Origin of the sequence: Desulfomicrobium norvegicum (assembly GCF_900114595.1) — a bacterium.
Taxonomy (GTDB): domain Bacteria; phylum Desulfobacterota; class Desulfovibrionia; order Desulfovibrionales; family Desulfomicrobiaceae; genus Desulfomicrobium; species Desulfomicrobium macestii.
In genome coordinates this window covers 56,100-69,757 of sequence record NZ_FOTO01000013.1, presented here as the reverse complement: position 1 = coordinate 69,757, position 13,658 = coordinate 56,100, and the positions used below count along the sequence as shown (strand labels likewise).

General features: G+C 60.2%; 15 protein-coding genes. 2 read left to right on the top strand and 13 right to left on the bottom strand.

Going from position 1 to position 13,658, the window contains the following annotated elements:
* Window positions 1-38: 38 nt before the first annotated feature.
* The 13 genes from guaB to BMZ24_RS15980 form a co-directional block, all read right to left on the bottom strand.
* Window positions 39-1,496 carry an IMP dehydrogenase gene (guaB, locus tag BMZ24_RS16035; RefSeq protein WP_092193767.1) on the bottom strand — a complete coding sequence of 486 codons (1,458 nt, stop codon included), beginning with the start codon at window positions 1,494-1,496 and terminating at the stop codon, window positions 39-41.
* A gap of 50 nt (window positions 1,497-1,546) precedes the next feature.
* The gene (locus BMZ24_RS16030; protein WP_092193766.1) at window positions 1,547-2,251 is read right to left on the bottom strand and encodes an ABC transporter ATP-binding protein; all 705 of its coding nucleotides are present in this window, start codon (window positions 2,249-2,251) and stop codon (window positions 1,547-1,549) included.
* A complete protein-coding gene (locus tag BMZ24_RS16025; protein ID WP_092193765.1) occupies window positions 2,244-3,032 on the bottom strand; it encodes an ABC transporter ATP-binding protein in 789 nt (262 codons plus the stop codon). The genes BMZ24_RS16030 and BMZ24_RS16025 overlap by 8 nt, the downstream gene beginning before the upstream one ends.
* A complete protein-coding gene (gene livM / locus BMZ24_RS16020) occupies window positions 3,033-4,256 on the bottom strand; it encodes a high-affinity branched-chain amino acid ABC transporter permease LivM (protein ID WP_092193764.1) in 1,224 nt (407 codons plus the stop codon).
* A gap of 37 nt (window positions 4,257-4,293) precedes the next feature.
* A complete protein-coding gene (locus BMZ24_RS16015; RefSeq protein ID WP_092193763.1) occupies window positions 4,294-5,202 on the bottom strand; it encodes a branched-chain amino acid ABC transporter permease in 909 nt (302 codons plus the stop codon).
* A gap of 111 nt (window positions 5,203-5,313) precedes the next feature.
* Window positions 5,314-6,426 carry a branched-chain amino acid ABC transporter substrate-binding protein gene (locus tag BMZ24_RS16010; protein ID WP_092193762.1) on the bottom strand — a complete coding sequence of 371 codons (1,113 nt, stop codon included), beginning with the start codon at window positions 6,424-6,426 and terminating at the stop codon, window positions 5,314-5,316.
* A 125-nt stretch (window positions 6,427-6,551) separates the two neighbouring features.
* Window positions 6,552-7,139 carry a tetratricopeptide repeat protein gene (locus BMZ24_RS19840; RefSeq protein ID WP_161949195.1) on the bottom strand — a complete coding sequence of 196 codons (588 nt, stop codon included), beginning with the start codon at window positions 7,137-7,139 and terminating at the stop codon, window positions 6,552-6,554.
* Window positions 7,126-7,257 (bottom strand): CcmD family protein, encoded by a 132-nt coding sequence (locus BMZ24_RS16005; protein WP_092193761.1) that lies wholly within the window; start codon window positions 7,255-7,257, stop codon window positions 7,126-7,128. The genes BMZ24_RS19840 and BMZ24_RS16005 overlap by 14 nt, the downstream gene beginning before the upstream one ends.
* Window positions 7,258-7,268: 11 nt before the next feature.
* On the bottom strand, window positions 7,269-7,964 hold the full coding sequence (locus BMZ24_RS16000) for a cytochrome c biogenesis protein (protein WP_092193760.1): 696 nt from the start codon (window positions 7,962-7,964) through the stop codon (window positions 7,269-7,271).
* A gap of 10 nt (window positions 7,965-7,974) precedes the next feature.
* Window positions 7,975-8,649 (bottom strand): heme exporter protein CcmB, encoded by a 675-nt coding sequence (locus BMZ24_RS15995; RefSeq protein ID WP_092193759.1) that lies wholly within the window; start codon window positions 8,647-8,649, stop codon window positions 7,975-7,977.
* Window positions 8,646-9,305: a heme ABC exporter ATP-binding protein CcmA gene (ccmA, locus tag BMZ24_RS15990; protein WP_092193758.1), complete on the bottom strand. Its 660-nt coding sequence runs from the start codon at window positions 9,303-9,305 to the stop codon at window positions 8,646-8,648. Before ccmA ends, BMZ24_RS15995 begins: the two co-directional genes overlap by 4 nt.
* Window positions 9,302-11,185 carry a heme lyase CcmF/NrfE family subunit gene (locus BMZ24_RS15985; protein WP_092193757.1) on the bottom strand — a complete coding sequence of 628 codons (1,884 nt, stop codon included), beginning with the start codon at window positions 11,183-11,185 and terminating at the stop codon, window positions 9,302-9,304. The genes ccmA and BMZ24_RS15985 overlap by 4 nt, the downstream gene beginning before the upstream one ends.
* A 56-nt stretch (window positions 11,186-11,241) precedes the next feature.
* Window positions 11,242-11,685, bottom strand: coding sequence for a cytochrome c maturation protein CcmE (locus tag BMZ24_RS15980; RefSeq protein WP_092193756.1), 444 nt, complete (start codon window positions 11,683-11,685; stop codon window positions 11,242-11,244).
* A 247-nt stretch (window positions 11,686-11,932) separates the two neighbouring features.
* Here BMZ24_RS15980 and BMZ24_RS15975 point away from each other — a divergent pair, with 247 nt between their 5' ends.
* Window positions 11,933-12,538, top strand: coding sequence for a D-glycero-alpha-D-manno-heptose-1,7-bisphosphate 7-phosphatase (locus BMZ24_RS15975; protein WP_225940437.1), 606 nt, complete (start codon window positions 11,933-11,935; stop codon window positions 12,536-12,538).
* Entirely contained in the window at window positions 12,522-13,652 is a 1,131-nt protein-coding gene (locus BMZ24_RS15970) for a glycosyltransferase family 4 protein (protein WP_161949194.1), read from the top strand. The genes BMZ24_RS15975 and BMZ24_RS15970 overlap by 17 nt, the downstream gene beginning before the upstream one ends.
* The last annotated feature ends 6 nt before the right edge of the window (window positions 13,653-13,658 follow it).

The window sequence follows — 13,658 nt, the reverse complement described above, 5'->3', positions numbered from 1 at the left end:
TCCATCCGATTTCACGGATGGTTATGATCTCGAAAGTTTCAGTACGCGTCCACCCTGTAATTGGGCGCTTCCTTGGTGATGATCACGTCGTGGACGTGACTTTCGCGCAGACCGGCCGCGGAGATCTCCACGAACTGGGCCTTTTGCTGCATGGTTTCGATGTCCTTGGCGCCCAGATAGCCCATCCCGGAACGAACCCCGCCGACAAGCTGATCTATGGTCTCAAGCACCGATCCCTTGTAGGGAACGCGGCCGACAATGCCCTCGGGAACGAGCTTCTTCGAGCCTTCCTGGAAGTAACGGTCGCTGCTGCCATCCTTCATGGCGTCGATGGAACCCATGCCACGATAAATCTTGTAGGTACGGCCCTGGTACAGAATCTTTTCGCCCGGGCTCTCCTCGGTTCCCGCGAACATGGAACCCATCATGACCGTATCGGCCCCGGCGACCAGGGCCTTGACCACATCACCGGAAAACTTCACCCCGCCATCGGCGATGCAACAGCGGCCTTCTTCGCGACAGGCCCGCACGCATTCCATGATGGCCGTGATCTGCGGCACGCCTACACCGGCCACGATGCGCGTGGTGCAGATGGAACCGGGCCCGATCCCTACTTTTACCGCATCCGCGCCCGCCGCGATGAGGGCCTTGGCCCCCTCGTAGGTGGCCACGTTGCCGGCGATGATCTGGACATCCGGCCAATCGGTCTTGGTCGCGCGGACCGCGTCCAGAATATTCCGGGAATGGCCATGAGCCGAATCCAGGACGATCACGTCCGCTCCGGCCCTGACCAGCGCCTCGACGCGTTCGGCGCGTCCAGTGCCGACACCCACGGCCGCACCGACACGCAGACGTCCCATCTCGTCCTTGCAGGCGTTGGGATACTTGCGAACCTTGTCGATGTCCTTGATGGTCAGCAGCCCTTTGAGCTTGTTGCCTTCATCCACCACCAGAAGCTTTTCGATGCGGTTGTCATGCAGGTGCCGCTTGGCGTCCTCGAGGGAAATGCCCACCGGCACGGTGACAAGCCTCTTGCTGGTCATGACTTCACTGACCTTGGCGGACATGTCGGTCACGAAACGCACGTCGCGGTTGGTGACGATGCCAACGAGCTGGTCGCCAAGAACCACCGGCAAACCGGAGATGCGGTAGTCGCGCATCAGCTCCAGCGCATGACCGACGGTGTCGTCGGGATCCACGGTTATCGGATCGACGATCATGCCCGACTCCGACTTCTTGACCTTCACGACCTCAAGGGCCTGCTGCTCGACGGTCATGTTCTTGTGCACGATACCGATGCCCCCGGCCCGGGCCAGGGAAATGGCCATGCGCGATTCGGTGACCGTGTCCATGGCCGCGCTCAAGAAGGGGATGTTGAGCTCGATGGTCGGGGTCAGTCTGGTGTTCAAAATGACCTGATCCGGTGTCACTTCAGAGTACGCCGGAGCAAGCAGGACATCGTCGAAAGTCAACGCCTTGCCTAGAAATTTATCCATATTTCATCTCTCCCGATGCTGGGGATTGGGTTACAATTCAAGATTCGGGGCTAGATCCCCAGATAAGCCTTTTTGACATCCTCGTTGGAGAGCAGGGCCGCGCCCGAGTCTTCAAGCGTTATGCGGCCGTTTTCCATGACATAGGCCCTGTGAGCGATCTTGAGCGCCTGATTGGCGTTCTGTTCGACCAGAAAGACCGTGGTCCCCGATTCGTTGACCTTGCGAATGATGTCGAAAATTTGAGCGATGATGATCGGCGCGAGTCCAAGAGAGGGTTCGTCCAGCAGCAGCAGTCTGGGCCGGGCCATGAGCGCGCGGGAAATTGCCAGCATCTGCTGCTCGCCGCCGGACAGGGTGCCGCCGAGCTGCTTGCGTCGCTCGGCCAGAATGGGAAAGAGCGTGAAGACATATTCCAGATCCTGGGCGATGCCGACCTTGTCGTTGCGCAGGAAGGCCCCCAGGTCCAGGTTCTCCATGACCGTCATTTCCGGGAATATGAGCCGCCCTTCAGGCACCTGCGATATGCCCATGCGCACGATCCTGTCCGCCTTGACCTGATGGATGGGCTGGCCCTCGAACAGGATTTCGCCGCTTCGGGGCGGAACCCCGCCGCAGATGGACATGAGCGTGGTGCTCTTGCCCGCGCCGTTGGCACCGATCAGGGAAACGATCTCCCCCTTGTCGATGTGCATGGAAATCCCGTGCAGGGCCTGGATGTTGCCGTAGAATGTGCAGACGTTCTTGAGCTCAAGCATGCGCTTCCTCCCCGAGGTAGGCTTTGATGACCCGAGGATCGCTGCTGATCTCGGACGGAGTGCCGCTGGCGATGAGACAGCCGTACTCCATGACGTAAATGCGCTCCGAGAGGCTCATGACCATGCTCATGTCGTGCTCGATGAGCAGGATGGCCATATCCATCTCGTCCCGGATCTTGAAAACCAGATGCTTCAGCGTCTCGGTTTCCTGCGGGTTCATGCCCGCTGCGGGTTCATCGAGCAGCAGAAGCGTCGGTTCGGTGGCCAGGGCGCGGGCGATTTCAAGGCGGCGCTGGGCTCCATAAGGCAGATTGCAGGCCAGTTCCTTGTAGAACTTGTGCAATCCCATATATTTGAGCAGCTCATAGCTCCGATCCACGATCTCCTTTTCCTCGCGGAGCACCGCGGGCGAACGCAGAAGCGCGCCCCAGATGCCGGTCTTGGTCCGGCAGTGACGAGCGATCATGACGTTTTCGAGCACGCTCATGTTCTTGAAAAGCCGAATGTTCTGAAAGGTCCGGGCCATGCCGAGCTCTGTGACCAGATTGGGCTTCAGGCCATTGACCTTGGTCCGTGCTCCATTCCTGGGCGTGAACCAGACCTCGCCTTCGGTCGGTTCGTAGATGCTTGTGATACAGTTGAAGAAGGTGGTCTTGCCCGCCCCGTTGGGGCCGATGAGCGCGACGATCTCTCCTGAATGGACCTCAAGCTGCACTTCGTTCAAAGCGCGCAGGCCTCCAAAATTCATGGACACAGCCGTGACGTCGAGTACCGGTTTCATCTAGATACGTCCTCCATTGGCCGCGTTCAATTCAGGATCGTCCACCGTGTAGGACCGCCCCTTGGCCGGAATGAGGCCCTGAGGCCGAAAGACCATCATGAGCACCATGGCGGAGGCAAAAAGGATCATGCGGTATTCGGAAAAGGCGCGCAGATATTCCGGCAGAAGCACCAGAAAGGCGGAACCGAGGATGACTCCGAGGTTTGAACCCATCCCGCCCAGAACGACAATGGACAAAATGATGGCCGATTCGAAAAAGGTGAAGCTCGCGGGGTTGATGAAGGTGGTCTTGGCCGCGAAGATGACTCCCGCGAACCCGGCCCAGGCAGTGCCCAGGCCAAATGCCATGACCTTCACGCCGACACGGTCGATACCCATCGCCTCGCAAGCGATCTCGTCTTCACGCAGTGCCTGCAGGGCGCGGCCGATGCGCGAATCCTTGAGGCGGGTCACCGCGACGATGGTGATGATGGCCAAAACCAACACGATGTAATAAATATAGATGTTTGCATCCGCAACCGAGAGCTTCGCGTCAAAGAGGCCCGGACGCGGAATGTTCGAGATGCCCGAAGGGCCTCCGGTCAGATCGCTCCAGTTCTCAAGCACCAGGCGCACAATCTCGCCGAAACCGAGAGTGACGATGGCCAGATAGTCTCCGCGCAGCCGCAGCACCGGAAATGCGAGAGCAATGCCGGCCAGGGCCGCGATCACGCCGCCCAGAGGCAGGGCGACCCAGAAGCCAAGACCGAAATACTGGTTCAGGAGTGCGTAGGAATAGGCGCCAATGGCGTAGAAGGCCGCGTGGCCGAGAAACAGCAGGCCGGCCACGCCGACAATGATGTTCAGGCCGAGCCCGAGCACGACGTAAAGCAAAAAGGAGATGAGGATATTGGTCTGGTAGGTGGTCACAAGCCAGGGGGTGACCAGAAAGACGACCAGAAAAAAAGCTCGAAACGAATTGGTCAGTGCCGGATTGTTGGCCAACTCCGCCAATTTGCCGCTCTTCTTCTCTCCGGACGCGGCAACCGCGTCACCGGCCTCCTTGCGCCGGATGGCCCAGCGCCACACAAAGGACAGCACAAAGCTGCCGATGCCTATCAAAGCCATGTTCTCCCAGCGCCAGATCACCGTTTTTTCAATGGTATTGACGCGGATAACCATGAGGGGAAAGGTCAGGAACATGAACCACAGGCTGACCATGATGGATTTTTTCAACTCGTTCATTATCGTGTCCGCCCTTCGATACGTTTGCGTCCGCTGATCATACTTTCTCCACCTTGGCCTTGCCCATGATGCCCGACGGCCGGAAGATCAGAAAGACCACCAGCAGGGTGAAGGCAAAGACGTCTTCGTAGTCGCTTGAAATATAGCCGGTGGCGAAACTCTCGGACAGACCCAGAAAGAGGCCGCCGAGCATGGCGCCGGGGATGGATCCGATGCCGCCCAGAACAGCGGCCGTGAAAGCCTTGATGCCTGCGAGAAATCCGATGGCGAAATTGACCATGCCAACATGCGAGGCGATGAGCACGCCGCCGAGGGCGGCAAGAGACGAACCGAGGATGAAGGTGATGGAGATGACCTTGTCCGCATCCACTCCGAGCAGCATGGCCATCTTGCGGTTCTGGGCCGTGGCGCGCATGGCCTTGCCCATCTTGGTGTACTTGATGAACGCCGTCAGGCCGGCCATGGATAATGCGCTGGTGACAACGATGACGAAGTCCGAGGATCCGAACACGTGGGCGATGGGCTCGATGAAGTCAAAATCCGGGATCAGACGCGGAAACGGCAGAAAGTCGGAAGTCTGAGCCAGGATGATGTAGTTCTGCAGGAACAGGGACATGCCGATGGCGGAAATGAGCGGAGAGAGACGACCGGCCCCGCGCAGGGGCTTGTAGGCGATCTTCTCCATGGTGTAGCCGTATCCCGCGCAGTAGATGATCGCCACCACCGCGGCGATGACCAGAATGGCAGGTGCGGGGAACCCCATGATCCCAAGCACGCCGGCTATGATCAGGCCCACGAAGGCGCCGAGCATGTATACTTCACCGTGGGCGAAGTTGATGAGCTCGATGATGCCGTAGACCATGGTGTAGCCAATGGCGATGAGAGCGTAGATGCTCCCTCTGGTCAATCCGCCCAAAAAAAGTTCCGTGAAATATTGCCAGTCCATAATTCCCCGTCTGCTCCGGCCCTGGACCATTCCTTGCCGGGCTGTTGAAAGAACCGAGGGACAGGCTTTGTCGCCCGTCCCTCGGTTAAAGCTGCATTGTAAAGAGGGAGCCTACTTCAGTTCCACGAAAGCGCCGTTCTGAACTTGGTACATGGAAAAGCCAGCACCTTCGGCATCGCCTCGGGCGTCAAACTTGATGGCGCCGATGGCAGTATCCACGGTCTCGGTGCGCAGCACGTTCATGATCTTGTCGGCGTCGGTGGAATCGGCCTTGTCGATGGCGTTGACCAGGGCCTGCATGGCCGCATAGGCGGCGTCAAAGAACGCGCCCGGCTCGGCACCGAATTCAGCCACGTGAGCGGCACGAGCGGCCTTGTTCATTTCCAGGCCGCTGACATCCTGGGGACCGGAAGCGTAAACGCCTTCGGCGTCGGCGCCCGCGACTTTGATGAAGGTGTCATCCTTGACGCCGTCGTCGGAGATGAACTTCACGTTGACGCGCTTCTTCTTCAGTTGGGAAACGATCTTGGAGGCTTCCGGATGATAGCCACCGAAGATTACCGTATCGGCTCCGACCTGACGCACCTTCTGAACCACCGCGGAATAATCCACTGCACCGGGAGTCACGCCCTCAAAAAGAACCACTTCAGCCTTGCCGCCTTCTAAGATGAACGCCTGCGCGAATTCGGCGTAGCCTTTGCCATAATCGCCCTTATCGTGCAAAACGGCAATCTTCTTGGCGCCCAGCTTGTCGATAGCGTATTCAGCACCAAGCTTGGCCTGCGCGTCGTCCGGGGAAATGGTGCGGAAAAATGTCGGGTATTCACCGCTCTGTGTCAAAGATACCGTGGTGGCCGAGGGGGACATGGTCACGATCTTGGCTTCGGTGTAGATGGGCATGGCAGCCTTGGTGGCGCCGGAGCAGATGTGCCCAAGCACTACTACAGCGCCGTCGGAAACGAGCTTGGTGGCTGCGTTGGTCGCCTTTTCAGGCTTGCACTCTTCGTCCTGGATCAAAAGTTCGATCTGCTTGCCGTCGATGCCGCCCTTGGCGTTGATGTCCTTTGCCACGAGCTTGGCGGCATTGACTGTCGGCAGGCCGTAGGAGGCCAGATCGCCGGTGTGGGCTCCCGCCACGCCGATCTTCACGGTATCGGCACCAAATGCCGTACTGGTCAGCAAAGTCAGGCACGCCGCGATCACGAGACCAGAAAAACGTTTCATCAGTTCCTCCACAATGTTCAAGTTTAGGATATGATTCATGGCCCGCCATGGCGGGCCACTAAAGCTTGCGGAATCGAGGGCTATTACCATTAGCCCCTTGGAGGTGTCAAACAGGAGCGCGGCGATTACTTGCCGCCGAGTTCCCGCTTGGCGTTTTCGATCAGAGCGGGATCATCGGGGGCGGCGTCGATGACGGCCTGGAAATGTGCGGCGGCCTTGTCGGGCTCCGTCAAATAATGTTTGTAGATGACGCCCAGATTGTAGTGGGCGTGAAAATTCTTCTGCTCGATGGTCAGCATGCGCTCGAAAAGTTCCGCGGCCTCGGCATATTTCTCCAGCTCGAACAGGCAGAAGCCCTTCTGGTTGAGGGCCATGACGTCATTCCCGTCCCGCTCAAGGAGCATGTCCCAGAAAGACATCGCCCTGTCCCAGGCCTGCATGTCCATGAAAGACATGCCAAGGGCGCGCATGGCTTGGACGTCTTCCGGGTTTTCCTGCAGTTTCTTCATCATGGCGGAAACAGCGGCCATGTCTCCACCCATCTGCTCCATGCCTCCGCCGCCGGGCATCCCCCGGGGCTCTTCATGCTGCACGATGGAAGGGTTCTCCACCCTGAAGCTCACCGCCGCAAAGAGGATCACGCCAAGGCAGGCCAGCAGGAAGTAAAGCGCCCGGCTCCGGGCAGTGTGGGGAAAAGCGTTATTCGTTTCCATCAATGATCTCCAGTTGCCGTACGCGGCGTTCCAAAACACTGTGCTGCCGGGCCAGGAACAGGACGTAACCGCCCACGCCCAGCCAGATGCACACATTGGCGATAAAAAGGTAATTCATGCCTATTCCCCTTATTGCAAGGTCTTTTCCTGAATGCCGATCAGGGCCGCCTCGACGCGCCGCTTCAGACCGGCGCCGTGATAGCGCGCCAGGACAAGAGTCCCGAACATCGCCCCCCAGGCCAGGACATTGATCCACACAGCCGTCCACATTTCCGGCTCAAGTCCCCCGCCCCTGGAGGCGAGCACGGCCGGATGGATGGACCGCCAAAGCCTGGCGGACAAAAAAACCAGCGGAACATCCAAAAAGGCCACGATCCCGAGCACCGCCCGCACCTTCGCGCCCTTGGTCCCTCCCACATCGGCGGAACGCAGGACCAGATAACCGGCGTACACGAACCACATCACCAGCGTCGTCGAGAGACGCGGATCCCAGGTCCACCAGGTATTCCAGGCCGCTCGGCCCCAGAGGGAGCCGGTGACCAGGGCCAGCCCGCTGAAAAGCACCCCGATCTCGGCCAGCACTCCGGCCAGAACGTCCCATTGCTCCCGGCCGGTCCACAGCACCATGACGCTTGCGGCGCACACACCGAAAAAGGCCACAAAGGACCACCACGCCAGGGGCAAGTGGAAATAGAAGATCTTCTGCACCAGCCCCATGGTCATTTCCTCAGGGGCATGGAACCAGATGGCGTATTGTCCAACCGCCATCAGCGCCATGCTGACGCAGGCAAAAATCGTGAGTATTTTTGGATAGATGCGAAACATGTTCGTCCCTTTATTCCCCTCTGAAGACATGAGGGAACAGAAAAAGTGCCGCGCCCGCAAAAACTGCGTCGAACGCCAAGACAAGTCCGAACCAATCCGAGACTCCGGCCATTGCCGCGCCTTGCATCAGCCCGACCCCGATACGGATTCCGCCAAGCAGCAGCGGCACCTGCAACGGAAAAACGATGATGGTCAAAAGCGCGTCCTTGGCTCCCTGCCCCTGCCCCATGGCCCCGATGAGCCCGCCAAGCACGCACAGGCCGACGTCCACGGCCAGCACCATGAGCATGAGCCCGGGCAGATTGTCGCCGGGGTCAAGGCCCAAAAAGACGAGAGCCGCCGGAAAAAAGAACACCTGACACAGCAAAAGCAAAAGAAGCCCTGCCAGGGTCTTGCCCAGCCACAGTCCCTGCACCGGCAGAGGGGAAAGGAGCAGGGCCGTGGCCGTGTCGTTCTCTTCCTCGAAACGAAAAAGCAGGGAAAAAATCAGGACCACCCCGAAAGAGCTGCACAGCCAGAAGATGGCCATGGCCTGCTGGGCGGAAAAACGGTCGCCCGGAGCGGCCGAAAGGCTGAAGATGAATACCAGCAGGAGTCCGAGCAGCACCGCCTGCACCGGCCCCTGTCCTCCGGCGAAGGCCAGGCGCAGATCCTTGCGAGCGATGGCCAGTGAAGATGCGATCACGGTCCCTCCGGAGCGAACCCGTGCGCCGGGCCGAAATAGCTCATGCCACGTCCGCCAAGCGAGAGGACCGTATCCGCGCGGCCAAGATCCCGGTCCAGGTCGTGGGATATCCAGACTATTCCTGCGCCCCGGGTCCTTGCGGCCTCCAACTCGGCATGCAGCAACGCCTGGGAAGCCGTATCAAGGCCGGTTGAAGGCTCATCCAGAAACACAAGCGCAGGCTCGACAAGAAGGACTCGCGCCAGGGACAGGCGCTGGGCCATGCCCCTGGAAAACGTGCCCGCCGACTCCAGGGCGAAGCCCTTGAGGCCGACCCGGTCCAAAAGAGCGAGCAGGGCCGCGTCGCCAAGTCCGCGCCCGTAGACGCTGTTCCAGAATTCGAGATTGCCCAGGGCTGTGAGCGCCGGATAGACAAAGGTCTGATGCCCCATGAAGGCCATGGCCCGATCCTTGACCGTGCGCTCCACGGTGCCCGCCCGGGGCGGGGTCAGACCGGCCATGATCTTCAGGAGGGTGGTCTTGCCCGCGCCGTTGGGTCCGGCCACGAGCATTATGCTGCCCGGTGCCAGTTCGCAGGACACCCCCTTGAAGATCAGCCGGGAGCCAAAAAAATGGCTGACCCCGCGCAGGGTTAGCAGGGAACCTGAACTCATCATCGGCGCTCGATCTTTCTCCAGCACAGAAACGCGATCAGGCAGGACAGGGTGCCGCCGATCCAGATCCAGTTGACCAGCGGGTTGACGCTCACCTTCAGGCTGACCGCGCCCTCTTCGTTGAAACCGAGCAGCGTGGCATATATTTCCTCGCCAAGAGACGGGATGACCGAGACCTCGGCGAAGGTCGACTGTTCGAAGTTGCGGTACAGCCGTTTCTCAGGTGCCAGGCTCCCCACATCCTTGCCGCCCCGGGTCACGGTCAACAGGGCCGCGTGGGTATCCATGGCCGGATTGTCGTGATCGTGGGTCAGTTCATGAAACATGACCTCGTACGAGCCCACGGTCATGGACTGCCCCTTGGTCAGTACGGCCTCCGCCTCCACCTTGTAGGGCCCGGAAAAGGCCACGCCCACGACCATCAGCGCCACGCCAAGGTGCACGCCGTACGCGCCCAAGGACGGCAGGAAGGCCCGCGCGCCCTTGTTGCGGACAAAATACAGGGCAATGGAGACGATCATCATGAATCCCGAAGCGGCCGAAAAAAGCGCCAGCGGCTGCGAGTAGCCCAAGACGAACATGATCACCGCCGATCCTGCACCGGCACCCAGAACCAGCCCCAGGGCCGCCTTGTCGCTGATGCCGCTTTTTTGCGAAAACCAGGGACAGATGGACATGATAAAGGCCAGCACGGCAAACAGCGGCAGGCAGACCTTGTTGTAGAATCCGGCGTCAAGGCCCACGGGATTGGCGCTCCACATGCTGCTCAGGACCGGCCAGAGCACGCCCAGGAAGACGATGCCGCCCAGGCACAAAAACAGCCAGGAAGCCAGGAAGAGCATGCCCGGACGACTGGCGAAGTCATCGATGTGCGCGGAGTCGTCCTTGCGCTGGACCAGACAGACATAGAAGGTCAGCATCAGCGTGGCGACCATGAATACCAGAAGCGGGATGCCCATGCGACTGCCGCCGAAGGCGTGCAGGGAATCGATCATACCGCTGCGAACCACGAAAGTGGCGAAAAAGCAGAGCAGGAAGGTCAGGGCGACCATGAACACGTTGGTCCGCAGCAGCGATTTGCGCGTGCGGCCGACAATGGCGGTGTGGATGAAGGCGGTTCCGGCCAGCCAGGGGATGAGCGACGCGTTCTCGACCGGATCCCAGGCCCAGTAGCCGCCCCAGCCAAGCTCCATGTAGGACCACCAGGCTCCGAGGATGATGCCCGAGGTCAGGAATATCCAGGCCACGATGTTCCAGTTGCGGCACAATTCAAGCCACTCGCGGCTATTGCCCGAGAGGCGGGAGGCCAGGGCCAGGCAAAATGGGATGGTGTAGCCGGCGTAGCCCAGGAAAAGAAGCGGGGGATGAAAGATCATGCCCGGATTCTGCAAAAGAGGGTTGAGACCCCGGCCTTCAGCCGGAACGGGATCAAGCTTCATGAAGGGGTTGCTCGGGCCGGTCAGGGCGTAAAGGAAAAAGATCTCGACCAGGAAAAAGAGAATCCAGAAGAAAACCTTGGTCCTGTTGTCCAGCCGGGAATATCCGGGGGTGTAGATCATGCACCAACCCATGACGGCCACGCACAGGTACCAGAACAGGAAGGATCCGTTCTGACCGGCCCAGAATGCCGTTACGGCGTAGAAAAGGGGCAGAAAGGTGTCCGTGTAATCCCGGACATAGACATATGAGAAATCACGGACCACCAAGGCCTGCACCAGGACGGCGGAAACCGCCAAAACCACGATGGTCAGCAGGATCTGCCCCTTTTCAAGCAGGGCTACGGTGTCGAAATCGTCTTTGAGGGCCTTCATCCCGGCCGTCGCGGTCAAGCCCACGGCGGCCAGCATGCTCAAGAGTAGTGCGGTGAAACTGATGGCGTGCATGAAGCGGGGTATCCTCGTGGAGGTTCTGGTTGCAAAAGATACTGAATGAACTGGGACTAGCCTGCAAATCCGGGGGGACGCATCTGGCCCTTTTCATTCTTTTCGTATTTGGAAGGACATTTGGTCAGCAGCGTGGTGGCCTCGAACACCCGGGTGTCGGCCGCGAACGATCCTTCGAGGATAACCTCGACGCCGGGTTTAAATGTATCGGGCACGGCCCCCCGGTAGTGGACGCGAATGGCCTTGCTCGGATCATCCTTGTCCAGGGCGAAAAAGGACACGCCCATGGCCGAAGGGTCATGATCCACGCCCTTCTCTGCCACCGTACCGAAAAGCCTCGCCTGGGACAGCTTTTCGGCAGGCATGGCCAGGGCCTCGGAAACATTCAGGAAATAGACGGAATTCTGGGACAGGCCACTGAAGAGAAGATAGCCCACCCCGGCCCCGACGAGCAGGACGGCGGCGAGGTAGACCCATTTCTGATTTTTTGCGGTACTCATAAAGTCTCCGGTTTCATTGTGGCCCGGCTCCTAGCACGAACCGCCGCCACCTGTCACGACGCCTTGCGTGCCGTTTCGCACGCGCATATCCACAACCAGACCAGTTTCGTCAACAATTTCGTCGGACAAAATTTTTACCTCCGACGCTCCGGGAACCGGCGGTCCGAACCGATTCATTTCCTTTCTTGACCTTGCTGCGCTTACCGATCAAAAAAGCCCATCTTCGGCAAGGACAAATATGACAGACATGGACACCATACTCCTCGACCGCGACGGAACCCTGATTGAAGAGCGCCACTACCTGAGCGATCCCGCCCTGGTCGCGCTCATTCCGGGCGTGGCCGCCCCCATGCGCAGGCTGGCAGGGCTCGGCTGCCGCTTCTACCTGGCCAGCAACCAGAGCGGCATCGGGCGCGGGCTGTTCAGCGAAGACGACTACCGCCGGGTGCACGCGCGCCTGGTGGAACTGCTGCTGGCCGAAGGGATCGTCCTTGGCGGCGCCGCCCACTGCCCCCACTCTCCGGAAGACGAATGCGGATGCCGCAAGCCGCGCACCGGACTCTGGCGGGAACTGGCGGCGAACTTCAGCTTGTCTCCCGAAAAAACGGTCATGATCGGAGACAAGGTTGCCGACATCCGCTTCGGGCAGGCCATCGGCTGCGCCGAAACGGTGCTGGTCCTGACCGGACATGGCCTTGACGCCGCCCGGAAGCTTGGCCTCGATGCACCCGGAGCCCCGCTGCAGCGCTGCGTCACCGGACCGGACCGGCCGACTTGGCTGGCGCGCGACCTTGGCTGCTATCTGGAGCATCTTGTGCAAAAAAAGGAACATGTGCATGCACATCGGATTTGACGCCAAGCGCTTCTTTCACAACCCCACCGGGCTCGGCAACTACGCCCGCAGCACCATCTTCGGGCTGGCGGAGCATTTTCCAGAGCATCGCTATACATTATATACGCAGCGCCTCTCCGGACCATTTTGCACATTGCCCGCCTGTCACGGCCTGCATGTGCAGGAAGCATGCCCGCTTGGGCGCATGTTCCCCGCCCTGTGGCGCAGCCTGGGCATTCCCCGCGCGGCGCGCGGCCATGAGCTGGACATCTACCACGGGCTGTCCCACGAGCTCCCGCTGACCTCTTTCGGACCACGCACGCGCACCGTGGTCAGCATGCATGACCTGCTCTTCCTGACCCACCCGCACCTCTATCCCTGGATCGACCGCCAGCTCTACGCTTTCAAATACAGAAAAAGCTGCCAGCGCGCGGACATGATCGTGGCCATCAGCCAAAAGACCGCCGACGACGTGCACGAAATTTTCAATATCCCCCGGGAACGCATCCGTGTCGCCTATCAAAGCTGCTCCCCGGCCTTCTCTGTCGTCAGGGGCAGGGACGAGGCGGCCAGGCTGCGTGGGATTCACGGCCTGCCCGAACGCTACGTCCTGTTCGTCGGCTCCCTCATCCCCCGCAAGGGCGCCCAGACGCTCATCTCCGCCCTGGCGAGCCTGCCACGGTCCGACCGGCCGGACCTGGTCATCGTCGGCAAGGGACCCATGGAAACCGCGCTTCGCGACCAGGCGCTGGCCTCGGGCCTTGGCGGCCAGGTTCATTTCCTGGGACAGGTCGCGGATGCGGACCTGCCCGGCCTGTACCAGCTGGCCGAGGCATTTGCCTATCCTTCGGTAGGCGAAGGCTTCGGCATTCCCATCCTTGAGGCCCTGAACAGCAAGGTGCCGGTCATCACTTCCTCCGGTTCCTGCTTTGCCGAACCTGGCGGCGACGCCGCCCTGTACACCACCCCGGGCGACGTGCCGGAACTGGCCCTGGCCCTGACCAGGGTCCTGCAGGACAGCGCCCTGCGCCAGGACATGATCGCCAGGGGTGAGCGCCACGCCCGGAATTTTCACATCTCGCGCACCTCGGCAGCCCTCATGCAGGTCTACGCCGACCTCTGCGCCCAAAGATAGGAGCCT

What these genes read in the sequence shown, in the direction of transcription:
- guaB (WP_092193767.1), bottom strand. Translation starts at nt 1,496, where the DNA reads ATGGATAAATTTCTAGGCAAGGCGTTGACTTTCGACGATGTCCTGCTT.
- BMZ24_RS16030 (WP_092193766.1), bottom strand. Translation starts at nt 2,251, where the DNA reads ATGCTTGAGCTCAAGAACGTCTGCACATTCTACGGCAACATCCAGGCC.
- BMZ24_RS16025 (WP_092193765.1), bottom strand. Translation starts at nt 3,032, where the DNA reads ATGAAACCGGTACTCGACGTCACGGCTGTGTCCATGAATTTTGGAGGC.
- livM (WP_092193764.1), bottom strand. Translation starts at nt 4,256, where the DNA reads ATGAACGAGTTGAAAAAATCCATCATGGTCAGCCTGTGGTTCATGTTC.
- BMZ24_RS16015 (WP_092193763.1), bottom strand. Translation starts at nt 5,202, where the DNA reads ATGGACTGGCAATATTTCACGGAACTTTTTTTGGGCGGATTGACCAGA.
- BMZ24_RS16010 (WP_092193762.1), bottom strand. Translation starts at nt 6,426, where the DNA reads ATGAAACGTTTTTCTGGTCTCGTGATCGCGGCGTGCCTGACTTTGCTG.
- BMZ24_RS19840 (WP_161949195.1), bottom strand. Translation starts at nt 7,139, where the DNA reads ATGGAAACGAATAACGCTTTTCCCCACACTGCCCGGAGCCGGGCGCTT.
- BMZ24_RS16005 (WP_092193761.1), bottom strand. Translation starts at nt 7,257, where the DNA reads ATGAATTACCTTTTTATCGCCAATGTGTGCATCTGGCTGGGCGTGGGC.
- BMZ24_RS16000 (WP_092193760.1), bottom strand. Translation starts at nt 7,964, where the DNA reads ATGTTTCGCATCTATCCAAAAATACTCACGATTTTTGCCTGCGTCAGC.
- ccmA (WP_092193758.1), bottom strand. Translation starts at nt 9,305, where the DNA reads ATGATGAGTTCAGGTTCCCTGCTAACCCTGCGCGGGGTCAGCCATTTT.
- BMZ24_RS15985 (WP_092193757.1), bottom strand. Translation starts at nt 11,185, where the DNA reads ATGCACGCCATCAGTTTCACCGCACTACTCTTGAGCATGCTGGCCGCC.
- BMZ24_RS15980 (WP_092193756.1), bottom strand. Translation starts at nt 11,685, where the DNA reads ATGAGTACCGCAAAAAATCAGAAATGGGTCTACCTCGCCGCCGTCCTG.
- BMZ24_RS15975 (WP_225940437.1), top strand. Translation starts at nt 11,933, where the DNA reads ATGGACACCATACTCCTCGACCGCGACGGAACCCTGATTGAAGAGCGC.
- BMZ24_RS15970 (WP_161949194.1), top strand. Translation starts at nt 12,522, where the DNA reads ATGCACATCGGATTTGACGCCAAGCGCTTCTTTCACAACCCCACCGGG.